We start from the raw sequence: 25,857 nt of genomic DNA on the forward strand, positions 1-25,857 counted from the left end.
CAGTTCTACTCAGCCGATCTTGACGTTCTTGTCCACGGTGGTCTCGTCGATCTCCGAGGTGCGTACGGTCACCGAGATCTGCCAGTCGCCCGCCATGGGGATCTGGACGCCGCTCGCCTTCCACTGCCCGGCGGCGACACGGTCGGGCACGACGGGCAGCGGTCCCACCGACTTGGCGGCCAGCGTGAAGGAGACCTTCACCTCGGGGGCGTCCTTCGGCCTGCCCGCCGGGTCCTCCAGGGAGACCCGCAGATCGTTGGAGCCGGTGCGGCCCGGGTCGAGGGTGAGCTCGACGGTGCCCTTGCCGTTCTGGCCGCCGGTGTCGAACGGCAGCCGGATGTCGACGGGCCGGTCCGCGACGGCGACCTGCGAGTCGGCCCTCGCCCTGTCCACCGCCTCCTGGGTGCGGGCCGGCTCGGTCGAGGTCAGCACGGTCGTCACGGCGAGCAGCACCACGGCGATGCCGGCCTCGGCGAGGACGGTGCGGCGCAGCCCGGTCCGCTCGGGGTCGGCATCCCGGATCCGCTTCTCGCGGGCGGTGCTCAGGGCGGCCTGCTGGCGGGCGAGTTGAGCGGCCCGCTTGGCGTCCGTGCCGTCGTCGGGGACGGTGACGGGCTCCGGTTCGCTCGCGCGCTCCTCGACGACCAGGGCGGCGTCGGCCTCCGGCGCGGTGTGCTCGGACAGGCGCGCGGTCCAGCGCCGCGAGACCGAGGCGGTCCCGACAAGGACCGCGACCAGACCGACCTTGACGAGCAGCAGCTGCCCATAGGCCGTGTCGACCAGGGCCGACCACGTGCCGACCTGCCGCCAGGACTGGTAGACGCCGGTCGCGGCGAGCACCGCCACGCTCCAGAACGCGATCCGCGAGAACCGCAGGACGGCCGCGCGCTCGATGCCGGGGGAGCGGTACAGGACGACGAGGAGGGTGACGAGCCCGCCGAGCCAGGCCGCCACGGCCAGCAGGTGCAGCACGTCGACGGGCATGGCGATGCCGGGCTGGAGCCCGGTCGAGGCGTGCTCGGCGAGCGCCCAGGTCGCGGCGAGACCGGCGGCGACCACGGCCCCGCCGATGGCCAGGCCGAAGGTGAGGTCCTTCTTCTCGTCCTTCTCGGTCTCGTCGTCCCGCTTGGCGTACGCGCCGAAAAGGACCGACACGAACAGGGCGGCGGCGCCGAGCAGCAGCAGCCGGGAGATGAGCGCCGCGCCCGGCTTGGTCTCCAGGACCGCCCGCAGGCCGTTCAGGTCGAAGGCGTCCGAGAGCTTCCCGGAGCCGGTGTAGGGCGTACGAAGCAGCAGCATTGCGAGCGTTGCCGCGGTCATGGTGAGCCAGCCGCCGACGACGACCCGCTGCACCGGGCCCACGGTCGCCCCGCGCCGCCAGCATGCGAGCACGAACGCCGCGCCGCCGGTGAGCAGCACGAATCCGCCGTACGCCGCGTACCGCGCGATGCCGTAGAGGGCGCCGACGAGGCCGCCGCCGACCGCCTGGGTGGGCACGACCGCGGCGGTCGCCGAGGGCGCGCCGATCGAGAAGGTGAAGGCGCCGGAGACGGGGTGGCTGTCCGCGGAGATCGCCTGCCAGGCCACCGTGTAGGTGCCGTTGGGGATGCCGGTGCGCAGCCGGACGCCGTACTTGACGACGTCGCCGCTGCACAGGTTGACGAGTTCGGCGGTGTCGGAGCGCTTGCCCGTGGGGTCCAGGACCCGGATGGAGTTGGCGTCCAGCGCGACGCCCTCGGAGAAGGTGAGGGCGACCTGGGCCGGGGCGGTGGCGACCACCGCCCCCTCCTTCGGGTCGCTGCCGGTCAGTGCGGCGTGCGCGGACGCGGGCACGGCACCCGCGAAGAGCGCGCCGAGCAGCGCCACCGTGACGAGCAGCAGCCGGGTCAGGCTTCGGCTCGTCGTGGTTCGAAGGCGTGGGGCGGTGGCCGTCATGTCAGTCCCTCAAGTCCCTCTGGGTACCTCAGTGGTGCTTCGGGTTGTAGGTGGCTTCCTTCACCGGGAGGTCGACCTTGATGGGGTCGGCCTTCTCGAAGTGCAGCTCGATGGTGACCTTCCCGCCCTGCTTCGGCTTCTGCTTCAGACCCATGAACATGATGTGGTTGCCGCCGCGTTCGAGGTCCAGCTCGCCGTTGGCGGGGATGTCGAAGGAGGCCACCTCCTGCATCTTCTGGTTCTTCGTCTCGTGGATCGTGACGTTGTCCGACAGGTCGCTGGTGACCTTGGTGAGTTTGTCGGCGGTCTTGCTGTCGTTCTTGACGGTGAGGAAGCCGCCGGCCATGTCACTGGTCGGCACCGGCATGAACGCGTCGCTCACCTGGAGCTTCGGCTTGGCGTCGGCGCTGTCGGAACAGCCCGCGAGGGCGAGCCCCGCGGACAGGGCTATGAGGGTGGCGACGGTTGAGCGGACGGCGTGGGTGGTGCGGCGGTTCACGGGTTCTCCCCCTTGATGATCTTCGGCAGGTCCTTGGTGTAGTCGGCCACGGTCGCGTCCTCGCCATAGAGGACGTAGCCCTGGTCCGTCTTCGGGGAGAAGGCGATGACCTGCGCCCCGTGCATCGAGACGACCTTGCCGTCCTTGTCCTTGGTGGCCGGGTCGATGCCGATGCCCAGCTGGCGGGCGCCTGCCTGAATGGTGGGGAAGTCGCCGGTCAGGCCGATGAACGACGGGTCCTGGCCCTTGAGCCACTTGCCGAGCGAGGCGGGGGTGTCGCGCTCGGGGTCGGTCGTCACGAAGACGACCTGGAGCTTGTCCTGGTCGGCCTTGGGCAGCGCCTTCTTGGCGACGGCGATGTTGCCCATGGTCAGCGGGCAGACGTCCGGGCAGTTGGTGTAGCCGAAGTAGATGAGCGTCGGCTTGCCCTTGGTCTCGGCGCGGAAGTCGAACTTCTTGCCGTTGGTGTCCGTCAGGACGAAGCCGGGCTTGGTGAACGGCCGGTCGAGCAGCGTCGCGGCCTGGGTCTTCGCCGAGGCGGAGACATCGGCGACAGGGCTCTTGGAGCCGCTGTCACCGCTGCTTCCGCACGCGGTCAGGGTGAGCGCCGCTGCCGCCGCCAGAGCGGCGGCAGCCAGCGCGGTCTTGTTGCGCATGGGGTGATTTTCCGGTCTTTTCCGGTTGAAGGGGTGCAGGAGGCGGGCTACGCGGAGCGGCGTCGTCCGGCGAACACGCCGAAGGCCACTCCGGCGGCGCCGACGACGATGCCCACGACGCCCAGGACGCGCGCGGTGGTGTCGGTGTCCGACGGGGACGCGGCCTCGGCCGTCTTGCCGGTCGCGCTCGCGTTGGCGGCGGGCGCCGCGTCATCGTCGTCCCCGCCGGCCGCGGCGGCGGTCAGCTTGAGGGTCGGCGCCGGGTTCGCGGGCTCGGGCTGGCCCTTCTGCGGCTCCTGGATCCAGCGCACGACCTCGTTGTTGTCGTACGTCTGGAGCGCCTTGAAGACGAGCTGGTCGGTGTCGGAGGGCAGCGAGCCGATCGACAGCGGGAACTTCTGGAACTGGCCCGCCTCGATCGTCCCGCCGCTCCAGGTGACCTTGGTGACGGCCTCGTTGATCTGCTTGCCGTGCACGGTCAGCGGCTTGTCCAGCTTGGACTTGGTGACCTCGACGTTCCAGCCCGGCACCGGCTGCGGCATGACGGACGCCAGCGGGTGGTCGGTCGGGAAGTTGACCTCGAGCTTGACCGTCTTGGCGTTGTCGCGCTCGTTGGGGACCTTGAAGTCGACGACGGCGTAACCGCCCTTGGCGGCCGAGCCCTCCGGCTGGACGGTGACGTGGGCGAAGGCCGTACCCGAGAGCAGCAGGACGGATCCGGCGGCAACCGAGCCGACGACGGCGAGACGGGTGCGCGAACGGGCAGCGTTCATGGCAGAGACACTCCAGTGAGCAGGAAGGGTGGGGACGTCCACCGCGCCACGGGTGCGCGGGGACCCGCGACACCACCCCTGCGGTACGTGTGGGGAGTGGGCCGCGTTCAGGCTGCGAGGGCGTACGCCGCGGGCGGCCCGCGCCTGATCACCGAGTGCTGAAGTGCCGTCCCGGGCAGGACAGGCGTCGCGCGGCGGTCCGCGCGGGGGAGGCTCGGGCCGGCGGCCGTCAGGAGCCCGGCGCACAGGGCCGCCACGAACGCCAGGGCGCGGCGCAGCGCGCGTACGGACGTGGCCTCGGCCGCTGCCGTGACGGACTCGGCGGCCAGACGCACCACGCGGAACAGGGCGATCTCGCCGCGCCGCAGCAGCCATCCGGTGGCGAGCGCCGCGAGGAGGTGGCAGAGCAGCATGGGGAGCGTGGGCAGCAGCGATGCGGCCAGCGAAGCCGAGCCCGGGCCGCTGCCCGCCATGCCGGACATCATGTCGGTCATCCCGGACATGCCGGCCATGGAGGCGTGGCCCGTGCCGGTGACCCTGGACGGGTCGATGCCCGCGTCGGTCACGATCCGCTGGGCGTCGGCCGCGGTGAGCGGGGCGGTGCCGCTGCCGCAGATCAGCTTCGCGGCGAACCGGACCAGCGGGACGTCCCCGGTGGATCCGTCGCCGGAGGCGGCCGCCGTGTGCTGGCCGAGGCCGAAGAGCGTGTGCAGGCCGAGCTGTCCGGCCGCGAGGGCGCCCGCGATGGACGGCAGCGTGCGCTCGCGTCCGGCGAGCGGCGCCACGACCGCGAACACCCCGAGGAAACCGGCGAGCAGCGTCCACCAGGGGACGGTCGCACAGGCCGCCATGACGTGCCCCATCGCGGACAGCACGACGCAGACCGCGGCGAACACCGCGGCCCGGAGCAGCCGGAGACCGGCGCCTGCTGGGGCGTGGGGGGTAGACATGGCGGGGCCATCATCGCACTGCCCTTACCCGCTCCATACGGCAGGTCCGGAAGGTCGCCTTTGGATACGGGGCGGGGGTTCCGGTGAAGCGGATGGGAAGGTTCCGGGGTGCTTTACACCGGCGTGAGGGTCGCGCGCATCCGCCGAATGGGCGCCATCACGTCAAGAGCGCGCTTACGGAGCGGGACTTGCGGCAATACTGCGCCCGTAGAGAGAAGGGCTTGTCGAGCCGCAGCCAGGAGGCTGGAGCATGAGCATCTGGTGGTCTCTCCACTTGCGGCGCGAGGCTGCGAGCGTTCCGCTCGCCCGTCGTCTTCTGCTCGGCACCATGGAGACCGCCGGGGTCGACCCGGACATCTCCTACGACCTGTCGGTCGCGCTGAGCGAGGCCTGTGCGAACGCGGTCGAGCACGGCGGGGACGCCGTATCGGGCAGCGCGTCGGCGGCCTACCGCGTGACCGCCTACCTCGACGGCGAGAAGTGCCGCATCGAGGTCGCGGACTCGGGGCCGGGATTTCCCGTACGACGCGGCCGACGCGCCGCGGTCCCGGTCAGAACCGGCGCCCTGGCCGAACACGGCAGGGGCCTCGGCCTGATCGAACAGCTCGCGGACCACGTGCACTTCGGGAACCGGCCCGGCCGGGGCGCGGTGATCAGCTTCGACAAGATCCTGAAATGGCGCGAGGGCGCGCTGCTCAAGGTGTCCTGAGCGGCGCGCCCCCGGGCGCGTGAGCGGTGCGGGATCAGGCCTGCTTGACCTGGGCCATCCACGCCTCGACCTCGTCCGCGCGGCGCGGCAGCGCGGCGGACAGGTTCTCGTTGCCGTCCTCGGTGACCAGGATGTCGTCCTCGATCCGGACGCCGATGCCGCGGTACTCCTCGGGCACCGTCAGGTCGTCGGCCTGGAAGTACAGACCGGGCTCGACGGTCAGGCACATGCCCGGCTCCAGGTCGCCGCCGACGTACGTCTCGGTGCGCGCGGCGGCGCAGTCGTGGACGTCCATGCCGAGCATGTGGCCGGTGCCGTGCAGGGTCCAGCGGCGCTGCAGGCCGAGCTCCAGGACCTTGTCGACGTCCAGGTCGCCGAGCAGGCCCCACTCGACGAGCTTCTCGGCGAGCACGCGCTGGGCGGCGTCGTGGAAGTCGCGGTAGGGGGCACCGGGCTTGACCGCCGCGATGCCGGCCTCCTGGGCCTCGTACACCGCGTCGTAGATCTTGCGCTGGAGCGGCGAGAACGTGCCGTTGATCGGCAGGGTGCGGGTGATGTCGGCGGTGTAGAGCTCGTTGGTCTCGACGCCGGCGTCCAGGAGCAGCAGGTCGCCGGAGCGGACCTCGCCGTTGTTGCGCACCCAGTGCAGGGTGGTCGCGTGCGGCCCCGCGGCGCAGATCGAGCCGTAGCCGATGTCGTTGCCCTCGACGCGGGCGCGCAGGAAGAACGTGCCCTCGATGTAGCGCTCGCTGGTCGCCTCGGCCTTGTCGAGCACCTTGACGACGTCCTCGAAGCCGCGGGCGGTCGAGTCGCACGCCTTCTGCAGCTCCGCGATTTCAAACGCGTCCTTCACCAGGCGCGCCTCGGAGAGGTACACGCGCAGCTCTTCGTCGCGCTCGGCGGTGACCTTGTCGGTCAGCGCGGCCTCGATGGCGGCGTCGTGGCCGCGCACGGCCCGCACTGGACCGGTCGCCTCGGCGAGGGCGGCGGCCAGCTCGCGGACGTCCTTGGCCGGCAGCCCGAGCAGCTGCTCGGCCTCGGCCAGGGAGTGCCTGCGGCCGACCCACAGCTCGCCCGTGCCGGACAGCCAGAATTCCCCGTTCTCCCGGTTCGACCGCGGAAGCAGGTAGAGCGTCGCCTCGTGCCCGTCGCCCTCGGGCTCCAGGACGAGCACGCCGTCCTCGGTCTGGTCGCCGGTCAGGTACGCGTACTCGGTGGACGCGCGGAAGCTGTACTCGGTGTCGTTGGAGCGGGTCTTCAGGTTGCCCGCGGGGATCACCAGACGCTCGCCGGGGAAGCGCTTGGAGAGCGCGGCGCGGCGGTCGGCGGTGTGGCCGGCCTGCGCGATCGGCTCCAGGCCACGCAGCTCGGTGTCGGCCCAGCCGGACTTCATGTTCTCGGCCAGCTCGTCGGACACGCCCGGGTACAGGCCGTTCTTCCGCTGCTGGATCGGCTTCTCGTCCGCTTCGTCCGGGGTCTCCGGAGTGAGCTGGTCAGCCACGGTCTGCCTCCACACTTAGTACGACATCGACTCCCCCGGTCTGCGGGACTACAGGGGACCCCCACCATCGTACGGGCGTGCGGAAAAGGGTCCAGGGCCGAAGTGCCTCTTACCGCGGCTAGGCGAAGCGGGCCGCGAGAATCACCACGTCCTCGGCGCTGTCCGCCTCGTCGAGACCGTCGGGCAGCACGGTGCGCAGGACGTGGTCGACCACGGCGTCCGGGTCGTCGCGCACCGACTTGGGGACGCCGGCCGCGGCCGCGTGCAGCCGGGCGAAGGCGCGGTCCATGGGGTCGCCGGTGCGGTGCAGCAGGCCGTCCGTGTACAGCAGCACCGTTTCGCCGGGGGCGGGCGAGAGCTCCATGCTGGGCGCCTCCCAGCAGGCCAGCATGCCGAGCGGCGCCGAGAGCGAGGTCTCCACGAACTCGGTGCGCCGGTCCCCGACGAGCAACGGCGGGGCGTGCCCGGCCCCGGCGAGCACGATCTTGCGCCGGGCCGGCTCGCAGTAGGCGAAAAGGGCGGTCGCCGAGCGGGCGGGTTCGGTGAGCCGGAGCAGCAGTTCGAGGTCGGAGAGCACGGCGACGGGATCCTCGCCCTCCATGACGGCGTACGCCCTCAGGCTCGCGCGCAGCCGCCCCATCGCGGCCACCGCGCTCGGCCCGGACCCGGTCACGGAGCCGACCGCGAGCCCGAGCGCGCCCTCGGGCAGCGGCAGCGCGTCGTACCAGTCGCCGCCGCCGCGCGGCCCGGTGCGGTGGCGGGCGGCCAGCTGGACGTGGGCGACCCGGGGCAGTCGGCTGGGCAGCAGTTCCTCGGCGACGGTCGCCACATGGGCGCGGGCCCGCTCCAGTTCGACGAGCCGGGCCAGGTGCTCGGCCGCGTACCGGATGTAGAGCCCGACCAGGTGCTGCTGGCGCTCGACGGGCTCCGCGCTCTCGTCGTAGAACCAGACGGCGGCGCCGAGCCGGCCGGCCGCATCGGTGGTGAGGGGGAGCGCGTAGCTGGCGGCGTAGCCGAGGCGGGCCGCCACCTCGCGGTGGCGCGGGTCGATCCCGTCCGGGTCCGCCATGAGGTCGGGGCCGCCGTCGGCGTCCGGCAGCCCGTCCAGGATCCGGCCGTACGCGGTGGCGCTGCGCGGCACGGTCTCGATGTGGCCGAGGTCGGCGTGGGCGAGCCCGAGGCCGGTGGTGACGGCCGGGCCCAGGCCGTCGGAGGGCTCCAGGACGACCAGGCCGCGCCGGGCGCCGACCAGCGCGGCACCGGCCTTGAGGAGCTCGTCGAGGGCGTCGTCGAGAGCGGTGGTGCGGGCGAGCCGCTCGGTGAGTTCGTGCAGCGTGGTGAGGTCGGAGACCCAGCCGGCGAGGCGGTCCTGGAGTACCGCACCGGGCGGGGTGTGGGCGGCGGGTGAGGGCAGAGGCGCACGAGTGTGCGCGGGGGGCGGAACGGCTGGATCGATTCCAGCCACTTTCGGCAGGTGAGGGGCGCTCATGGCAGCCGGCTTTCCGACTGGTTGATTCTGCTCAATAGCATCGCAAACCCCCATGTCATTCTGCGCCGCTATCAATGCATCCACATGTACACGCACAAGTGAGGGGATGTCCAGCATTGTCATAGCGGGACTATTGGTGTCCGTGGGGCGTTGAACTTGGCCAAAAAATGACCCTGGTGGCCCAGCCCTGGGGTCGACTGAAGCCGTTCAACTGTGCGTCGTTTCAACCGCGTTGGGTACGTAATCGGTGTGGTCCGGGGCAGTTGAGGATGCCTCGGAACCTTGCGGCCGGCCTGAGCGTCTTAAGAGCCGACCGGCCACGCCTCATCCCCGAGCGGCGGGGTTTTTGCACACAGGACGGCAAGCGCCACGTACGCGCCACCCTTCGCCATGCTTTAAATGGTTACGGGCAGTGGCCGTCGCAGCCAGTGGTGACCGCCCATGATCGGTCCTGGCGGGTTCCCCGTACCGCAGGCTCAAGCTCACAGAGCAAGCACGCGCAGTGAAGAGATGCACACATGGTGTGATGTGGACTCGGCGTTCAACGGAAAGGAACGAGCGCCCATGCGCGAGATCCTCGGAAGGCGACGCAGGTTCCGGTTCCGGCGCAGTGAAAGGGCTGCTCAGCTCGGCGCCGCGCTGACCTGTGCGACCCGATGGAAATGGCCCGTGCTCCCCAGTGTGGGACTGGCCGCGGGCGGGCGCGGCTGTGCCTGTCCCGACGCCGAATGTGTGGTGCCCGGGGCGCACCCCTTCGACCCCGTACTGCTCGCGGCGACCACCGACGAGCGCATGATCCGCTGGTGGTGGACGAACCGGCCGGCCGCGCCGGTCCTGCTCGCCACCGGCGCCGGCGCGCCCTGCGCGATCAGCCTCCCCGCCGTCGCCGGAGCCCGGGCGCTCGCCGCCCTCGACTCCATGGGCGTGCGGCTCGGGCCGGTCGTGGCGACCCCCACCCGGTGGTCGCTGCTGGTCGCCCCGTACTCGATGGAGCGCCTGGGCGAGCTGCTCTACTCCAAGGACTCGGTGCCCAGTTCGCTCCGCTTCCACAGCGAGGGCGGATATCTGGTGCTGCCCCCGTCGCAGACCGGCAAGGGCCAGATCCGCTGGGAGCGTCCCCCGCTGGGGGCGGCCGGGCCCTGGCTGCCGGACGTGGAGGCGGTGGTGGACGCGCTGGTCGAGGCGAGCACCAGCGCACCGGACGGCGGGAGCCGGCTGGCGTACTGAGAAACGGGCGGCCCCGGGAAGCACGCGGGAGCCGGGACGCCCAATGAGCGAGAAGGCGGTTCGGTTCCCGAGCCGCCTTCACTCTTTCGTGTGTGAGCAGGCCCTGGTTGTACGGGAATTGGGGGAGCGCACCACGGGGCGCGCGGTTTCCGTGGATACCTTCGGCCCACCATCAGGAATTCCAGGGCAGGTGGGTCCCTCCATGAATCTCCAGCACCTCCGCATGGCCGGGCTCACGGCCGTAGTGGTGGGTACCGTGCTGCTCCCGCTGGCAGCCTCCGCCGGGCCCGCCGGAGGGCCCGAGAGCGGGGGCGCGTCGGATGACGCAAAAAGCCCCCTGACCCACGCCCTCGCGCGGGTGAACAAGCCACTGCTGCCGGCCCCCGAGGACGCGGCCGCGCACTGCGGACCCGAACTGGTCTCCCCCGAAGGGGTCGAGGCGCAGACCTGCGTACTGAACCGGGGGCGCGACATCTGGGCGCGCGCCTACTACCGCAACGCCACCGGCCAGGAGCTGCGCGCGGTCCTCACGCTGATGGGCCCGGGCGGCCGGACCGTCGAGACGAACTGCCAGGTGGCGGCCGACGACCAGCCGGATTCCTGTGAAACCCCGCACCAGAACGAGCTCGGGCGGTTCGCCGGAGCGGAGGCGTATTCGGCGGTGTCGGAGTTCTCCGGGGCGGGAGAGGACTCACCGCTGCTCCTGCGTTCCGGTAGCAACTCCACGGAACCCACGGCTCGTTGACCGAACCGGTAAATGGAAGGGCCCGATCGCTGGCGACGGGGGATGCACCAGCGACCGGGCTCTTAGAACGGTAACAAGAGATCTGTCGTTCGCAAATTCGATCTCGGTAATTCGGACACCGATTTACCTGTGCGTACGGTGAGTTGTGACAGGAGTCACCTGTCGGTCGACCGAAACCGTCCCCGTCGTCACTCTCAGCTGAGGGTCACTTGGCGGTTGGTGAGCCCGCCCCGGGCCCGGCGCTCGTCCGCGGTGAGCGGCTCCTCGTTGGCGAGCGCCCCGGCGAGCCGCTCGGCGAACTCGGCGGCCGGCTTCTCGCACTCCTCGGCGCCCATGTCGCTCGGCAGGTCCCAGACCGGCACGGTCAGGCCGTGTGCCCGGAAGGAGCCGACGAGCCGGGTGCCCTCGCCGAGCGAGGACGTCCCCGCCGCGTGCAGCCGCGCGAGCGCGTCCAGGAGCTTCTCCTCGGGGTACGGCATGACCCACCGCAGGTGGTTCTTCTCGGGGGTCTCGCACCAGTACGAGGAGTCGACCGACTTCAGCCGTACGGTCGGGATCGCGGCGGCGTTGGCGCGCTCCAGGGAGGCGGCCACCTCGGTCGCGGCGCTGTCGGCGTCCGGCACCCAGAACTCGAAGCCGGTGTGCACCTCCGGCTCGAACGCGGCGGCCGGGTCGAGCAGGTCCTGCAGGCGTACGCCGTCGGACTCGGCGCGCCGGGCGGCGACCGGCGAGCCGGGCTCGGCGACCAGCGCGCGCTCCAGCGTGTCGGCGAGGTCGCGGCTGATGTCGCCGGAGGGGGTTTCGTTCTGCAGGCCGATCAGCACGGACCCGTCCTCGCGGCGCAGCGCGGGCCACGCCATCGGCAGCACGGTCGCCAGCGTCACGGACGGCACGCCCTCGGGCAGCCCGTCCTTGAGGGTCAGCGGAACGGTCGCGGCCGGGACCAGTTCGCGCAGCGCGATCCAGTCGCACTCGCCGGCCAGGCCCTCGAAGGGGCGCTGGACCAGCTCGGTCACGGCGTGCGAGGCGGCCCGCCCGTGACAGGCCTTGTAACGGCGGCCGGAGCCGCAGGGGCAGGGCTCACGAGCCCCGACGACCGGGATTTCCCCGTCGCTGATCTGCGGCTTGACGGCCTTCGTCTGGGGGCGCTTCTTGGCCATGGTGTGGCTCTCTCCCGACTGCGGTGGTGCGGTGTCGCTGTGTCGGGCGCGAGCCTAGCCGTAGGGAACGGCCACGGGCGGCAGCGCCGGTTGCCCGGCCTGGCCCGGAGGCGGTCGGCGTGCCTCCGGGTGTCGTAACGCGCGCCGCCCCGGTCGTGCGCGCCTGCCAGGCCCTTGTCCCGGGGTCCGTTCAGTCCAGGTCGTCGAACGCGTCCGCGAACTCCAGGCCCGCCACCGCCGCTCCCGGCCCTGCGACGCGCGTAGCGAAATCGTCGTGACGGTGCCCCGCGGTGAGGATCACCCACACGGTGACCTCGCCGGACGCGCTGTCCCGGACGCCCCAGTCCTGGGCGAGGGCGCTGATGATGTTCAGCCCCCGGCCGCCGCGCGCGGTCACCGACGGCGTTGCCGGGACGGGCCGTGTCGGGCCGCCCCCGTCCGTCACCTCGACCGTCAGCCGCCCTGTCTTGTCGATTCGCCAAGCTGCCTCGATGTCGCCGTCGCCTATGTCGGACCGCCCCAGCGGCCTGCCGTGCCGGCAGGCATTGCTGAGCAGTTCGGACAGGATCAGAACGGCATCGTCCACGACCGGCTCGGACACCCCGCTGCCGAGCAGTTGCTCACGCATCCGGTGTCTCGCCTTGCCCACGCCCGCAGGGCCATGGGGTACGGCCATGCTCGACGACGTGGGCACCTCCTGTGCCACCACCAACGCCACCCCCGAGACCTCCTTCGCCCCACGCCACGGTGTGGATGCCCCAATGGACTGGACCGGAAACCGGCCGACCGACGACCGGCGACGCATTCGTCACGATCGGATACGGAGCGAACGCGCCGGTGCACTCCCTGTAAGGGGCGTTACATCCGGCCCAGTTGGGACAGGACCTGTTTCGGGCGGTTGGTAATGATTGCCTCCACTCCGAGGCTTACGCACAGATCCACGTCCTCGGGCTCGTTCACCGTCCAGACGTGCACGCGGTGCCCGGCGCGGTGCAGCCGCTCGATGTACGCCGGGTGGTTGCGCACGATCCGCATGCCGGGGCCCGCGATCCGCGCCCCGGCCGGGAGCCGCCCGTCGCGCAGCCGGGGGGAGAGGAACTGCATCAGGTAGACGGTCGGGATGTCGGGGGCCGCGGCCGCGACCCGGTGCAGGGAGCGCGCGGAGAAGCTCATGATGCGGACCGGGGAGGTTTCACCGGCCGGCGGCGGCTCAGTGAGGCCGAACCTCTTGAGGAGGTCGAGGAGACGCTCCTCGACCTGGCCGGCCCAGCGGGTGGGGTGCTTGGTCTCGATGGCGAGCTCCACCCGGCGCCCGGCGTCCGCGACGAGTTCGAGCAGCCGCTCCAGGGTCAGTACGGAGGTGAACTCGCGGTCCCCCCAGTCCGGGCTCTCCTCGCTGTCCTTCCAGGAGCCGAAGTCGAGCGCCGCGAGCTCGGAGAGCTCCAGGGCGGACACGGCGCCGCGGCCGTTGGAGGTGCGGTTGACCCGCCGGTCGTGGACGCAGACGAGATGCCCGTCGGCCGTGAGGCGGACATCGCATTCCAGGGCGTCGGCCCCGTCCTCGATCGCCTTCATGTACGCGGCGAGAGTGTGCTCGGGGGCGTCCTCGGAGGCTCCTCGATGGGCAACCACCTGGACGCCGGCGTGGTCTGGGGTGTGCGGGCTGTGCTGCCGTGCATGGGTCACCGCGTCATCGTGCCACCGTCGGGTCACAGGTTGGCGCACGAATACACAGCTCCTGCTTACAGTGGCCTGACGTGCGGTGGGAAAAGCTGAGCGCGGTCATCTGCACCATGCAGGATCCGATGTCAGACCCCTGGCGCACCATGGTTGTCGCCGCGGCTCCACGCCGGCGCCCGGCACGACCACCGAGCACCACCCGCACAACCGAGTACGACCCGCACCACCGACATCAGCCAGCCCGCCGATCCGTCCCCAGGGCCGAGTGGAAACCGAGGAGAGCAAGCTGTGAGCACCGAGAACGAGGGCACCGCGGTCCCGGCCGTCCCGCCTGCCCCGTCGTCTGCACCTGCTGCACCTCCCGCCGCCCCCGCTCCCTCGGATGCCGTAGTCGGCGAGGCGGAGAGCACGCTGGTCCACGAGGCCGTACCGCAGGCGTCCGCGCCGGCCCCGCGGCCGGGTCCGGACCCGGTCACCGAGCCGATGCCCGCGACGCCGGGAGCTCCGGCCCAGCCGGCGTACGCGGCGCACGAGTCGGCGCCCCCGCAGAGCGGTGGAGCGGGCTGGCCGCCGCCCCCGCCCACGCTGCCCTCCTACGGAGGCGGCGGGGGCCAGGGAGGCGAGCCCTGGGGCGCCCCGCAGCCCCCGGCCCCGCGCAGGCGCGGCGGCGGGCTGATCGCGGCGGTGGTCGCGGCCGCCCTGGTGGCCGGCGGCATCGGCGGAGCCATCGGCTACTTCGCCGCGGACCGGGACGGCAACGGCTCGGGCTCCACCACGGTCGCGTCCTCGGACACCCCCAAGGACTTCAAGCGCGACCCGGGCACGGTCGCGGGCGTGGCCGCCAGGTCGCTGCCCAGCGTGGTGACGATAGACGCCCAGGGCACCGACGGTGAGGGCGGCACGGGCACCGGCTTCATCTACGACAAGGAAGGCCACATCCTCACCAACAACCACGTGGTGGCCTCCGCGGCGAGCGGCGGCGGCAAGCTGACCGCGACCTTCTCCAACGGCAAGAAGTACGACGCCGAAGTGGTGGGCCGCGCGCAGGGCTACGACGTGGCCGTGGTGAAGCTGAAGAACGCCCCGGGGGATCTGAAGCCGCTGGCCCTGGGCGACTCCGACAAGGTGGCCGTCGGCGACTCGACGATCGCGATCGGCGCCCCCTTCGGTCTCTCCAACACCGTCACGACCGGCATCATCAGCGCCAAGAACCGCCCGGTGGCCTCCAGCGACGGCCAGAACTCCAAGGCCTCTTACATGAGCGCCCTGCAGACCGATGCCTCCATCAACCCGGGCAACTCGGGCGGCCCGCTGATCAATTCGGCCGGCGCGGTCATCGGCATCAACTCGGCGATCCAGTCGGCGGGCACCGGTGGCATGGGCCAGTCCCAGGCGGGCTCGATCGGTCTCGGCTTCGCCATCCCGATCAACCAGGCGAAGAACGTCGCGGAGCAGCTCATCAAGACCGGCCAGCCGGTCTACCCGGTGATCGGCGCCTCGGTCGGCATCCAGCAGGGCAACGGCGCGGCCCCGGGCGGCGGGGCGGACGGCGCCCAGATCTCCCCGCAGGGCAATGCGAGCCAGCAGCCGATCACCCCGGGCGGCCCGGCGGACAAGGCGGGTCTGAAGCCCGGCGACGTCATCACCAAGTTCGGCGACATGCCCATCGACAGCGGTCCGACGCTGATCAGCGAGATCTGGACGCACAAGCCGGGCGACCAGGTCCCCCTCACGTACAAGCGGAACGGCAAGGAGACCACGGTCACGATCACCCTCGGCGAACGCAAGGGCGACAGCAACTGACCCGTTGCCGGTAGGCTGTAGCCGCTTCCGCCGCTGGTCGGCGGGGCGTGGGTGGGTTGCCCGAGCGGCCTAAGGGAACGGTCTTGAAAACCGTCGTGGCAGCGATGTCACCGTGGGTTCAAATCCCACACCCACCGCGTGTGCAGGCCCGAGGGCCTGCGGAGAAGGGGCGTTCCGGATGTCCGGGGCGCCCCTTTCGCATGCCCGGCCCTCCCCGCGCCGGGGCCGGCCCGTCACCGGGCCGTGGTCATCCGGGCCGCCGACGCGATCGTGGCGAGGGCCTCGCGTTCGGTGAGGCCCGTACGTGTCGCGGCCGATACCAGCGCACCGGTCAGCTCCTCGCCGATGCCGTTCTCGTACGCGCGGCAGGCCGCCCAGAACAGCCGGGTGTTGCGCTGGCCCTCGTGGGCGGCCAGCACGAACTGGACCAGGCCCTGGCCCTGGTGATCACCATGCTGCTGCGGATGGTGAGGGCGCGCGGCGGGCGTGAGCAGGTCCAGGAGCGCGCCGGGGCAGGGGGCCGGGCCGAGGTGGGCGGTGCCGGGTGCGAGGCGGTAGACGCCCCGGGTGCTCAGCGAGCCGGGGCCGACCAGATAGCCGCCGGCGCCCCGGATGTCGATGCCGGGTGCGAGGCGGCTCGCGGAGTTCGGCACGACCGCGCCGGACGGGCCGGTCAGCCAGATGTGCCGGCCCCCGCTCGGAGTGATCACGACCACGGTTTCGGGGATGGTGAACAGGTGCCGCAGCGCCAGGTGTTGGAGCGCGGCCGTCGCATCGGCCGCCGGGGGTTTGGTGTCGAGATCGATGCCTATGAGGTGGTGCGGCGGCCGCCCGCAGGCGATGCCGTAGCCGGTGGCCCAGGGGGCGGCCGCGAACAGCGCGCGCACCGCGGCCGGGTCGGTGGTGGCGTCGTGCACCCCGTGCCCCGTGAGCCCGCACTCGCCCCGGCAGAGCACCGGCCGGGGCTCCTCCCGGTGCGGCGAGGGCAGTGCGGGCAGCTTGGTGCGGGAGAGCGGGATGACGGGCAGGCCGCGCTCGGCGGCGGACAGGGCGTGGGCGAGGGCCAGGGTGGCGGCCTGCCGGTCGATGGTGGCCATGGCTCCATGTTCGTACGAATGTTCGAGAAAGGGAATCCCCTTCAGGGGTGACCGACCTGATTCCGGGGGGTGTCTGGGGGCCTGCGCGACGATCGGGTGCCGTATCGGTGTCCTCCGGGCGGGTTTTCGATGGCGATCGAAGATTGGCCGAATCCGAGCTGAAACGGTTCTTCGCTTGCGCGGGGGCGGCTCCGGCGCCCGCGATCGAGTCGTGGCCAGAGCTTTGGGAGCGCATTGAGGGTTTATCGACATGTCCTCACGCTTGCGGGCGAAAGATGCCGCGATGACTGGTTCGCCGGGGATTCGGTGGGCAACTCTGATCTCGCGACGTCGTCACAGCGTCCGGGGCGGTCGGCCAACTGCCTTGGAGCAGGCCTTACTTACAGCCAGTAGGTGCGACCTGGAACGAGCTGAACCACCCGTACTTCTGGTTCCTGGAGGAATTGACATGGCAAGCATCCGTACCGCCCGCGTCCTCGCCGCCGTTGCCGCGCTGCCTCTCGCCGCTGCCCTCTTCTCGGGTGTGGCCACCGCCGACAACGGGGCCATCGCGGGCCACGGATCGAACGCTGCGGTAGCCACCGTCAGCGGCAGCGGGGTCGGCCACAACAACCGTGGCAACTCGTCCACCACGCAGCAGCAGGCCGTCGGAGCCGGTGCCACCAACCAGAGCAACACGGCCCAGGTGAACGGCTCGGCCTTCACGTCGATCAACCAGGGCAACGGGAACGTCGCCGTGAACTTCTCCCGCCTGTGGTGAGCCTCCTCCCCCGTCGCGGGGTCCGGTCCATGGGGTGATCGGCGGCCCGGGTGACAGTGCTTCGGCACCGTCACCCGGGCCGCTCGCATGGGGGCGGCGATGTCGTCCGCTGCCCCGGGCATTGACAGTGGGGCCGGATCTGACGGACAGTCAGAAACCCTGATCCATAGATCTGCCCGATGCCGTGCACGGACGGACCTGTGGAGTTGCCGTACGCACGGAAAGGCCGCCGTCGTGCATCTCGCCCCGACCGAGCGACAGGAGCGGCTGCGCGCCGAACTCCGCACGTACTTCGCACGCCTGCTGCCCGACGGGCCCCCGCTCGGGGCGGGCCCGGACGAGCAGCGGGCGCTGCTGCGCCGGATCGGCGCCGACGGGCTGCTCGGGCTCGGCTGGCCCGTCGAGTACGGCGGCCAGGGGCGCGGCCCCGACGAGCAGTTCGTCTTCTTCGACGAGGCCTACCGGGCGGGCGCACCCGTCTCGATGGTCACCCTGAACACGGTCGGCCCGACCCTGATGAAGTACGGGACCGCCGAGCAGAAGGCGTACTTCCTGCCCAGGATCCTGAGCGGCGACCTCGTGTTCGCCATCGGCTACAGCGAACCGGAGGCCGGCACCGACCTCGCCTCGCTGCGTACCAAGGCGGTACGGGACGAGGAGTCCTGGGTGGTGGACGGCCAGAAGATCTTCACCTCCAACGCCCAGAACGCCGACTGGATCTGGCTCGCCTGCCGCACCGACCCCGACGCGCCCAAGCACAAGGGGATTTCGATCATCCTGGTGCCGACGGGCGCGCCCGGGTTCTCCTGGACCCCGATCGAGACGGTCGGTGGCCTGACCACCACGGCGACGTATTACGACGGCATCCGGGTGCCGCTGGGAAACCTGGTCGGCGAGGAGAACGCGGGCTGGGGGCTCATCACCAACCAGCTCAACCACGAGAGGGTCGCGCTCGCCGCGATCGGCATGCAGGCCGAGGATTTCTACGAGGCGGCTCTCGCGTATGCGTGTACGCCCGATCCGGTGACTTCGAGGCGCCCGATTGACCACGAATGGGTGAGGGCGAAGGTAGCCGCCACGCATGCCCGGCTGGCGGTGAATCGCCTGCTCAGCTGGCGTTTGGTGGGCGATGTGGGGGCCGGGAGTCTCGCGCCCGGAGACGCCAGCGGCGTGAAGTTCTCGGGAACGGAGTCCGCGGTCGAAACGTATCGAATGTGTCGGGAAATCGTGGGGGACGCGGGCCTGATCAGGGGCGGTTCGCCCGGCGCCTTCGGGGACGGGGAGCTGGAGCGGATGAACAGGGCGGCACAGATCAACACGTTCGGGGGCGGGGTGAGCGAGGTGCAGCGGGAGATCGTCGCGACGATGCGGCTCGGGATGAAACGGGGGAAGAGGTGAGCGGGGTGAACGAGGCGGAATTCCTGGGCCGGCTGAAGAAGTTCGAGGGGCAGCAGGCGGCGACCGCGGGGGTCGGCAAGGACCTCGTCAACGAGCCGATGATCAGGCACTGGTGCGAGGCGATGGGCGACACGCATCCCGCGTATACGGGGCCGCACGCCATAGCGCCGCCGACGATGCTCCAGGCGTGGACGATGGGCGGCCTCTCCAGACACGGCGACGGCACGGGCCGCACCTCCGGCTACGACGAGTTGTTCGAGCTGCTCGACGGCGCCGGGTTCACCTCGGTGGTGGCGACGGACTGCGAGCAGGAGTACGTCCGTGACCTGCGGCCGGGCGACCGCGTCACGTACGACGCGGTGATCGAGACGGTGTCGGAGCGCAAGACCACCAAGCTGGGGACCGGGCACTTCGTCACCACACGGATGGATGTCTCGGCGGACGGCGAGCTCGCGGGCACGCACCGCTTCCGCATCCTCAAGTACGCGCCAGCGCAACGCAGTTCGCCGGGGAAGGGACTCACCCGGACCGGAGGGAGGGAGGCGGAACAGGCGCCTCCGCGAGCTGTGCGGCCGAGGCCCGTCATCAACCGGGACAACGCGGGGTTCTGGGCGGGCGTCGCCGAGCACCGGCTGCTGATCCAGCGCTGCGAGGAGTGCGCCGAGCTGCGTTTCCCCTGGCTGCCGGGGTGCAATGCCTGCGGTTCGGGGCGGTGGGACACGGTCGAGGCAAGCGGCAACGGCACGGTCTTCTCGTACGTCGTGATGCACCACCCCCCGTTCCCCGCCTTCGACCCGCCCTATGCGGTGGGCCTGATCGAGCTCGCGGAGGGTGCGCGGATCATCAGCAATGTGGTCGGGGTGGCAGCGGACGAGGTACGGATCGGGATGCCGGTACGGCTCGAATTCCAGCGGGTGGACGACGAGTTGGAGCTTCCCGTGTTCCGGGCGGAGGTGGCCTGATGGACTTCACACCCACCGAGGAGCAGTCGGCCGTCCGCGAGCTCGCCGGGCAGATCTTCGGCGACCTCTCGACGCACGAGCGGCTGGCCGCGGCCGGTACGGGGACCGACGCCGAGCTGTGGAAGGCGCTGTGCGGGGCCGGCCTCGTGGCGGCCGTCGAGGAGGTCGGCCTGCTCGGACTGGTCCTCGCCCTGGAGGAGCAGGGCAGGACCACGGCCCAGGTCCCGTTCGCGGCGAGCTGCGTCTACGGGGTGCTCGCGCTCACGGCACACGGCACGGCCGAACAGCGCGAACGGCTGCTGCCCGCCCTGCGCGAGGGCGGCGCCGTGGCGACCGGGGCCTTCCCCGCGTCCGGAGGGCGCGTACGGGCGACGGCGGAGGGCGAGGTGACCGGGGTCGTGCCGCTCGTGCCGTGGCTGCGGGACGCCACGCATGTGCTGGTCCCGGACGAGGAGCGCCGCCTGTGGCTGGTGCGGGTCGCCGATGCGGAGGCCGAGGCGGTGGAGACGACCGCGCCCTGGTCGGCCGGGCGGCTCACGCTCGACGGCACCCGGGCCGAGCGGGTGGGCGGGGCGGAGGCGTACGAGGACGTGCTGGCGACCGCCCGGACGGCGTTCGCGGGGCTCCAGGCCGGGGTGTGTGCGGGCTCGCTGGCCAGGGCGGTCCAGCACACCACGACCCGGGAGCAGTTCGGCCGGCCGCTCTCCACCAATCAGGGCGTGCTGCTGCGCGCGGCCGACGCGTACATGGACACCGAGGCGATACGGGTCACCTCCTACGAGGCGGCCTGGCGGCGGGACGAGGGGCTGCCGTACGGGACGCACGCGCTGACGGCGGCGTGGTGGGCGTCCGAGGCGGGCACCCGCGTCGTGCACGCGGGCCAGCATCTGCACGGCGGCCTCGGCGCGGACCTGGAACACCCCGTCCACCGGCACTTCCTGTGGGGGCGGCAGCTCGACGCACATCTGGGATGCGGGGGCGAACTCCTCGCGGAATTGGGGGAGTTGATAGCGGCGGAGAAGCTTGCGGAGAAGGCCGAGGGGCGGCCTCCGGCAGAGAGGGCCGACAGGGGAGAGGGGGTGGGGGCGTGAAGGCCGGAGACGAGCTGGCGCCGCTGGAGATCCCGATCACCCGGACGCTGATCGTGGCCGGGGCGGTGGCCTCCCGCGACTACCAGGACGTGCACCACGACGCGGAGATCGCGCGCGAGAAGGGGTCTCCGGACATCTTCATGAACATCCTGACCACCAACGGTCTGGTCGGCCGGTACATCACGGACCACTTCGGTCCGACGGCCCGGCTGCGGTCCGTGCGGATACGGCTCGGCGCGCCCAACTACCCGGGGGACACGATGACGTTGACCGGCACGGTGACGGCCGTGGAGGGGGAGGTCGCGGAGGTGCGGGTGACGGGGGCGAACGGGCTGGGCCATCACGTCACGGGCACGGTGCGGGTGGCTGTCCCCGGGCGCGCCGGGGGTGAGTCATGAGCGTGCGCAGGGCCGACTCGCTCGGCGGGCGGGCGGCGATCGCCGGGATCGGGGCGACCGAGTTCTCCAAGGACTCGGGGCGCAGTGAGCTGAAGCTGGCGGTCGAGGCGGTGCACGCGGCCCTCGACGACGCGGGGCTTGCGCCCTCGGACGTGGACGGCCTGGTCACGTTCACCATGGACACCAGCCCGGAGATCACTGTCGCGCAGGCGGCGGGCATGGGCGAGCTGTCGTTCTTCTCGCGGATCCACTACGGGGGCGGCGCGGCCTGCGCGACCGTGCAGCAGGCGGCCCTCGCGGTCGCGGCCGGGGTGGCCGAAGTGGTCGTCTGCTACCGGGCGTTCAACGAACGTTCGGGCCGGCGCTTCGGTTCGGGGGTGCAGCAGCGTGAGCCGTCGGCGGAGGGGGCGGCGCTCGGCTGGTCGCTGCCGTTCGGGCTGCTCACACCCGCTTCCTGGGTGGCCATGGCCGCCCAGCGCTATCTGCACACCTACAACCTGACGCCCGAGGCGTTCGGCCACGTCGCGGTCACCGACCGCCGCCATGCCGCGAACAACCCGGCGGCCTACTTCCACGGCAAGCCGATCACCCTGGCCGACCATGCGGCATCGCGCTGGATCGTCGAGCCGCTGCGGCTCCTGGACTGCTGTCAGGAGACCGACGGCGGCCAGGCGCTCGTCGTCACCACCGCGGAGCGGGCCAGGGACCTGCGGCAGCGGCCCGCCGTGATCACCGCGGCCGCGCAGGGAGCCGGCCGCCGGCAGGAGGCGATGACCACCTTCTACCGGGACGAGCTGGCCGGGCTGCCGGAGATGGGGGTGGTCGCGCGCCAGTTGTGGCGGACGTCCGGGCTCACCCCCGCCGAGATGGACGTGGCGATCCTGTACGACCACTTCACGCCATTCGTGCTGATGCAGCTGGAGGAGTTCGGTTTCTGCACACCGGGTGAGGCGGCCGACTTCGTGGCGGCGGACGGGGTCCCGCTCAACACGCACGGGGGGCAGCTGGGGGAGGCGTACCTGCACGGGATGAACGGCATAGCGGAGGCGGTCCGCCAGCTCCGGGGCACATCCGTGAACCAGATATCCGACGCGGCCCACGTTCTGGTCACGGCCGGTACGGGCGTCCCGACGTCGGGGCTCATTCTGGGGAGAGGTGACTGAGGATCCGTCAGGTGGGTGATCAGCAGTGACTGAGAGGGCATCAGGGGCGTATGGCAACGGGCTGGTTGGCCCGGAACGGGCGCCCGGTCAGCGGGCCGGAACTGGCCCGGCCGACTGATCCTGTGCTCGGACGGCGGAGGCGGTGGGCCGAGCGGTGGCCGGTCGGGGCGGGCGGCCGTTCACTCGGGCCATGCGCCGTCTCAAACTGATCCTCGCCACCTTCGCCACCACGCTGCTCACCCTCGCCACTGTGCTGGCCCCCTCCGCGGTCGCGGACGAGTGGCAGGACGAAGGGCAGGAGGAGCAGGCGGCGGCGGTGGCCGCCCCGCCCTTCAAGGGCGCCGCCTTCGACATCTGCAACACGCCCTCGCTGGCCGCGATGCGGGCCTGGCGGAGTTCGCCGTACCGCGCCGTCGGTGTCTATTACGCGGGCCGCGGCCGGCACTGCCCGGTGCAGCGGAACCTGAACAAGAGCTGGGTGACCCAGGCGCACCGGATGGGGTGGCAGGTGCTGCCCGTGTTCGTGGGCTCGCAGTCCCCCTGTGTGTACGCGCAGAACAAGAAGGGAGTGCGGATCGGCAACCAGCCGGTGAAGCAGGGCAGGTCCGAGGGAGGCCAGGCCGTCCAGGCGGCGCGGGCGCTCGGCATCCTGACCGGCAGCCCGCTGTACCTCGACCTGGAGGCGTACAACGTGGGCAACGCCTCGTGCGCCCGGACCACGCTCGACTTCGTGCGGGCCTGGAACCGGGAGGTGCGCGCACGGGGCTACCTGCCGGGGTTCTACAGCAGCGCGGGTTCCGGCGTCCGGCAGATGGAGCAGGCGAGGATGGCGGGGGTGAAGGACCTTCCGGCGGCGATCTGGTTCGCCCGCTGGCACACCAGCCCCGCGGTCTACCAGGAGGCGTCGTTGCACAAGAACGCCTGGCAGCACATGCGGATCCACCAGTACGCGGGGGATGCCGCGGAGTCGCACGGCGGATACCGGCTGGTGGTGGACCGCAACCAGGTCGACGCGCCGGTCGCCCGGATCGGCTGAGTCGCCCGGAATGGCTGACCGGATGGGCCGAGGGAGGCCGGGTGCTCTCCGCCCCGGCTGCCCCGGCTGGACCGGTCGCCCCGGCTGCCCCGGCTGGACCGGTCGCCCCGGCTGCCCCGGCTGGACAGGGGGCCGGGAGGCCTGCACCCCACCTCGGCTGGACCGGTTGCCCCGGCTGAACCGGTGGCCGGGAGCCCGCCGCACCGGCTGCGCCGGAGGGGCGTTCCGGCCGCTGGCGCGCGGGCCGGCGCGGTGTCGGACCGGGAGGGTGAACCCTGAGGGCCGGGGATGCGTCCTCCACCTTCAGGAGGTGTGGCCACCCCCACCCCTACAACCTGAGGCGGACACCGCTTCGGGACCTGGGGCCGATCCCGGCGGGGCTCGGCGCTCATAGCGTGGAGACATGACAACGCCCGTCTGCACCAGCGCCTCCCGAGCGGCGACGCCCTACCACGCGTACTCGTCGTTCTCGTCGTACGTCCGCGCCAGGGGTCCCGTGCTGCTGCGCACCGCGCGCTCGCTGACCGCGAACCCGAGCGATGCGGAGGACCTGCTGCAGACGGCGCTCACCAAGACGTACGTCGCCTGGGACCGGATCGAGGACCACCGGGCGCTCGACGGCTATGTGCGCCGCGCGCTGCTCAACACCCGCACCTCGCAGTGGCGCAAGCGCAAGGTCGACGAGTTCTGCTGCGACGAGCTGCCCGAGCCGGAGGCCGTGCCCGGTCCGGACCCGGCCGACCAGCAGGTGCTGCACGACGCGATGTGGCGGGCGGTCATGAAGCTCCCCGACCGTCAGCGGGCGATGGTCGTCCTCAGGTATTACGAGGACCTGAGCGAGGCGCAGACCGCCGAGGTGCTCGGGGTCTCGGTCGGCACGGTCAAGAGTGCGGTGTCGCGCGCGCTTGGCAAGCTCCGCGAGGACCCGGAGCTGGAGCCCATACGCTGACGCCCGCCCGGTGTGGGCGGGACGCGTCCACGGTGACGCGGTGTGACGGGCTTGGCCACGGAACGGGCACCCGGCCAAGGTTTCTGCAGGTAACTTCACGGATCCGCGGCTGAAACTACTCCCGGGTAGTGACATACCGCGCGGTACGTGAGCAGAATTCGGCACACCCCTATCGCCGCAGAGCGCACCGTAGCGCTCACCGGGAGGACGCCGTGCTGAGCACCATGCAGGACGTACCGCTGCTGATCTCGCGGATCCTGACCCACGGGTCGACGATCCACGGCACGTCCCAGGTCACGACCTGGACCGGCGAGCCCGAGCCGCACCGCCGCAGCTTCGCCGAGATCGGTGCCCGGGCCGCTCAGCTCGCCCACGCCCTGCGCGAGCTCGGCGTCGAGGACGGCCAGGCGGTCGGCACGCTGATGTGGAACAACGCGGAGCACGTCGAGGCGTACCTGGCGATCCCGTCCATGGGCGCCGTGCTGCACACGCTCAACCTGCGGCTGCCCGCCGAGCAGTTGATCTGGATCGTCAACCACGCCGCCGACCGCGTGGTGATCGTCAACGGTTCGCTGCTGCCGCTGCTCGCCCCGCTGCTCCCGCATCTGCCGACGCTGGAGCATCTCGTCGTGTCCGGCCCCGGGGACCGTTCGCTGCTCGACGACATCGACGGCGCGGGCCCGCAGGTGCACGAGTACGAGGAGCTGCTCGCCGGCCGGCCGACGACGTACGACTGGCCGCAGCTGGACGAGCGCAGTGCCGCCGCCATGTGCTACACGTCCGGCACGACCGGCGACCCCAAGGGCGTGGTCTACTCCCACCGTTCGATCTACCTGCACTCCATGCAGGTCAACATGGCCGAGTCGATGGGGCTCACCGACGCCGACACGACGCTGGTCGTGGTGCCGCAGTTCCATGTGAATGCCTGGGGCCTGCCGCACGCCACCTTCATGGCCGGCGTGAGCATGCTCATGCCCGACCGCTTCCTGCAGCCCGCGCCGCTCGCCGACATGATCGAGCGCGAGAAGCCGACGCACGCGGCCGCCGTGCCCACCATCTGGCAGGGCCTGCTCGCCGAGGTCACCGCCCGTCCGCGCGACCTCACCTCGATGCGGCGGGTCACGATCGGCGGCGCGGCCTGTCCGCCGTCGCTGATGGAGGCGTACGACAAGATCGGCGTAAGGCTCTGCCACGCCTGGGGCATGACCGAGACCTCGCCGCTCGGCACGATGTCCAACCCGCCGGCCGGGCTGAGCGCCGAGGAGCAGTGGCCGTACCGCATCACGCAGGGCCGCTTCCCCGCCGGGGTCGAGGCGCGCCTCGCCGGGCCCGGCGGCGAATTCCTGCCCTGGGACGGGGAGTCGGCCGGCGAACTGGAAGTGCGCGGCCCCTGGATCGCGGGCGCGTACTTCGGCGGTGTGGGCGGCGAGGACTTCCGCCCGGACGACAAGTTCAGCCCGGACGGCTGGCTGCGGACCGGGGACGTCGGCGTGATCAGCCCGGACGGCTACCTGACCCTGACCGACCGCGCCAAGGACGTCATCAAGTCCGGCGGCGAATGGATCTCCAGCCAGGAGCTGGAGAACGCGCTGATGGCGCACCCCGAGGTCGCCGAGGCGGCGGTTGTCGCCGTCCCCGACGACAAATGGGGCGAACGTCCGCTCGCCACGGTCGTGTTGAAGCCGGGGGCCACCGCGGACTACGCAGTCCTGAAGGCCTTCCTCGCCGAAAAGATCGCCAAGTGGCAGCTCCCTGAGCGCTGGGCGCTGATCGAGGCGGTGCCGAAGACGAGTGTGGGCAAGTTCGACAAGAAGGTGATTCGGCGGCAGTACGCGGATGGGGAGCTGGATGTGACCCTGCTCCGCTAGGCGGCGCG

At 71.5% G+C, this 25,857-nt stretch carries 24 protein-coding genes and 1 tRNA gene; 14 read left to right on the forward strand and 11 right to left on the reverse strand.

Annotated elements, in window-relative coordinates:
* Positions 1-9: 9 nt before the first annotated feature.
* From ABD346_RS02340 to ABD346_RS02360, 5 genes are all read right to left on the reverse strand, one after another.
* Complete coding sequence (locus ABD346_RS02340) at positions 10-1,935, reverse strand: copper resistance CopC/CopD family protein (protein ID WP_344371067.1); 1,926 nt, start codon at positions 1,933-1,935, stop codon at positions 10-12.
* Between the two features lie 28 nt (positions 1,936-1,963).
* Positions 1,964-2,434: a copper chaperone PCu(A)C gene (locus ABD346_RS02345; protein ID WP_344371068.1), complete on the reverse strand. Its 471-nt coding sequence runs from the start codon at positions 2,432-2,434 to the stop codon at positions 1,964-1,966.
* A complete protein-coding gene (locus tag ABD346_RS02350) occupies positions 2,431-3,090 on the reverse strand; it encodes an SCO family protein (protein WP_344371070.1) in 660 nt (219 codons plus the stop codon). The genes ABD346_RS02345 and ABD346_RS02350 overlap by 4 nt, the downstream gene beginning before the upstream one ends.
* A 47-nt stretch (positions 3,091-3,137) precedes the next feature.
* A complete protein-coding gene (locus ABD346_RS02355; RefSeq protein WP_344371071.1) occupies positions 3,138-3,863 on the reverse strand; it encodes a YcnI family copper-binding membrane protein in 726 nt (241 codons plus the stop codon).
* Between the two features lie 107 nt (positions 3,864-3,970).
* Positions 3,971-4,813, reverse strand: coding sequence for a hypothetical protein (locus ABD346_RS02360; RefSeq protein ID WP_344371073.1), 843 nt, complete (start codon positions 4,811-4,813; stop codon positions 3,971-3,973).
* Between the two features lie 250 nt (positions 4,814-5,063).
* Between ABD346_RS02360 and ABD346_RS02365 the strand changes: the two genes are divergently transcribed.
* Positions 5,064-5,522: an ATP-binding protein gene (locus ABD346_RS02365; RefSeq protein ID WP_344371074.1), complete on the forward strand. Its 459-nt coding sequence runs from the start codon at positions 5,064-5,066 to the stop codon at positions 5,520-5,522.
* A gap of 34 nt (positions 5,523-5,556) precedes the next feature.
* On the opposite strand, the gene ABD346_RS02370 is transcribed toward ABD346_RS02365, so the two are convergent.
* Both ABD346_RS02370 and ABD346_RS02375 read right to left on the reverse strand, forming a co-directional pair.
* The gene (locus tag ABD346_RS02370; RefSeq protein ID WP_344371075.1) at positions 5,557-7,023 is read right to left on the reverse strand and encodes an aminopeptidase P family protein; all 1,467 of its coding nucleotides are present in this window, start codon (positions 7,021-7,023) and stop codon (positions 5,557-5,559) included.
* Between the two features lie 118 nt (positions 7,024-7,141).
* Entirely contained in the window at positions 7,142-8,629 is a 1,488-nt protein-coding gene (locus ABD346_RS02375; RefSeq protein ID WP_344371211.1) for a PP2C family protein-serine/threonine phosphatase, read from the reverse strand.
* 447 nt (positions 8,630-9,076) lie between these two features.
* Here ABD346_RS02375 and ABD346_RS02380 point away from each other — a divergent pair, with 447 nt between their 5' ends.
* Together ABD346_RS02380 and ABD346_RS02385 are read left to right on the forward strand one after the other, a co-directional pair.
* Positions 9,077-9,739 (forward strand): bifunctional DNA primase/polymerase, encoded by a 663-nt coding sequence (locus tag ABD346_RS02380; RefSeq protein WP_344371077.1) that lies wholly within the window; start codon positions 9,077-9,079, stop codon positions 9,737-9,739.
* A 202-nt stretch (positions 9,740-9,941) separates the two neighbouring features.
* Complete coding sequence (locus tag ABD346_RS02385) at positions 9,942-10,484, forward strand: hypothetical protein (protein ID WP_344371078.1); 543 nt, start codon at positions 9,942-9,944, stop codon at positions 10,482-10,484.
* Positions 10,485-10,678: 194 nt separating this feature from the next.
* Here the strand turns inward: ABD346_RS02385 and ABD346_RS02390 are convergent, their stop codons facing one another.
* The 3 genes from ABD346_RS02390 to ABD346_RS02400 form a co-directional block, all read right to left on the reverse strand.
* Positions 10,679-11,644, reverse strand: a complete 966-nt coding sequence (locus tag ABD346_RS02390) for a DUF5926 family protein (protein ID WP_344371079.1) — start codon at positions 11,642-11,644, stop codon at positions 10,679-10,681.
* A gap of 190 nt (positions 11,645-11,834) precedes the next feature.
* Positions 11,835-12,449: an ATP-binding protein gene (locus ABD346_RS02395; RefSeq protein ID WP_344371080.1), complete on the reverse strand. Its 615-nt coding sequence runs from the start codon at positions 12,447-12,449 to the stop codon at positions 11,835-11,837.
* A gap of 53 nt (positions 12,450-12,502) precedes the next feature.
* Positions 12,503-13,330 (reverse strand): glycerophosphodiester phosphodiesterase, encoded by an 828-nt coding sequence (locus ABD346_RS02400; RefSeq protein WP_344371083.1) that lies wholly within the window; start codon positions 13,328-13,330, stop codon positions 12,503-12,505.
* Between the two features lie 282 nt (positions 13,331-13,612).
* Between ABD346_RS02400 and ABD346_RS02405 the strand changes: the two genes are divergently transcribed.
* The gene (locus ABD346_RS02405) at positions 13,613-15,127 is read left to right on the forward strand and encodes a S1C family serine protease (protein WP_344371084.1); all 1,515 of its coding nucleotides are present in this window, start codon (positions 13,613-13,615) and stop codon (positions 15,125-15,127) included.
* Between the two features lie 50 nt (positions 15,128-15,177).
* A tRNA-Ser gene (locus tag ABD346_RS02410) sits at positions 15,178-15,264 on the forward strand.
* A 96-nt stretch (positions 15,265-15,360) separates the two neighbouring features.
* Here ABD346_RS02410 and ABD346_RS02415 read toward each other — a convergent pair.
* Positions 15,361-16,224, reverse strand: a complete 864-nt coding sequence (locus ABD346_RS02415; protein ID WP_344371085.1) for a bifunctional DNA primase/polymerase — start codon at positions 16,222-16,224, stop codon at positions 15,361-15,363.
* A 448-nt stretch (positions 16,225-16,672) separates the two neighbouring features.
* Here ABD346_RS02415 and ABD346_RS02420 point away from each other — a divergent pair, with 448 nt between their 5' ends.
* The 9 genes from ABD346_RS02420 to ABD346_RS02460 all read left to right on the forward strand — a co-directional run bounded on the left by ABD346_RS02420 (position 16,673) and on the right by ABD346_RS02460 (position 25,849).
* Complete coding sequence (locus tag ABD346_RS02420) at positions 16,673-16,984, forward strand: hypothetical protein (protein WP_344371087.1); 312 nt, start codon at positions 16,673-16,675, stop codon at positions 16,982-16,984.
* A gap of 234 nt (positions 16,985-17,218) precedes the next feature.
* Positions 17,219-18,382 (forward strand): acyl-CoA dehydrogenase family protein, encoded by a 1,164-nt coding sequence (locus ABD346_RS02425; protein ID WP_344371090.1) that lies wholly within the window; start codon positions 17,219-17,221, stop codon positions 18,380-18,382.
* A complete protein-coding gene (locus ABD346_RS02430; RefSeq protein ID WP_381225093.1) occupies positions 18,379-19,344 on the forward strand; it encodes a bifunctional MaoC family dehydratase N-terminal/OB-fold nucleic acid binding domain-containing protein in 966 nt (321 codons plus the stop codon). Before ABD346_RS02425 ends, ABD346_RS02430 begins: the two co-directional genes overlap by 4 nt.
* Positions 19,344-20,435, forward strand: coding sequence for an acyl-CoA dehydrogenase family protein (locus ABD346_RS02435; RefSeq protein WP_344371093.1), 1,092 nt, complete (start codon positions 19,344-19,346; stop codon positions 20,433-20,435). The genes ABD346_RS02430 and ABD346_RS02435 overlap by 1 nt, the downstream gene beginning before the upstream one ends.
* Positions 20,432-20,833 (forward strand): MaoC family dehydratase, encoded by a 402-nt coding sequence (locus tag ABD346_RS02440; protein ID WP_344371094.1) that lies wholly within the window; start codon positions 20,432-20,434, stop codon positions 20,831-20,833. The genes ABD346_RS02435 and ABD346_RS02440 overlap by 4 nt, the downstream gene beginning before the upstream one ends.
* Positions 20,830-21,996 carry a lipid-transfer protein gene (locus ABD346_RS02445; RefSeq protein WP_344371096.1) on the forward strand — a complete coding sequence of 389 codons (1,167 nt, stop codon included), beginning with the start codon at positions 20,830-20,832 and terminating at the stop codon, positions 21,994-21,996. Before ABD346_RS02440 ends, ABD346_RS02445 begins: the two co-directional genes overlap by 4 nt.
* A gap of 190 nt (positions 21,997-22,186) precedes the next feature.
* Entirely contained in the window at positions 22,187-23,032 is an 846-nt protein-coding gene (locus ABD346_RS02450; RefSeq protein ID WP_344371098.1) for a DUF1906 domain-containing protein, read from the forward strand.
* Between the two features lie 403 nt (positions 23,033-23,435).
* On the forward strand, positions 23,436-23,981 hold the full coding sequence (locus ABD346_RS02455) for a SigE family RNA polymerase sigma factor (protein WP_344371099.1): 546 nt from the start codon (positions 23,436-23,438) through the stop codon (positions 23,979-23,981).
* A gap of 212 nt (positions 23,982-24,193) precedes the next feature.
* The gene (locus tag ABD346_RS02460; RefSeq protein ID WP_344371101.1) at positions 24,194-25,849 is read left to right on the forward strand and encodes a long-chain fatty acid--CoA ligase; all 1,656 of its coding nucleotides are present in this window, start codon (positions 24,194-24,196) and stop codon (positions 25,847-25,849) included.
* Positions 25,850-25,857 lie beyond the last annotated feature (8 nt).

Origin of the sequence: Streptomyces mauvecolor, assembly GCF_039532965.1 — a bacterium.
In the GTDB taxonomy this organism is placed as follows: domain Bacteria; phylum Actinomycetota; class Actinomycetes; order Streptomycetales; family Streptomycetaceae; genus Streptomyces; species Streptomyces violascens.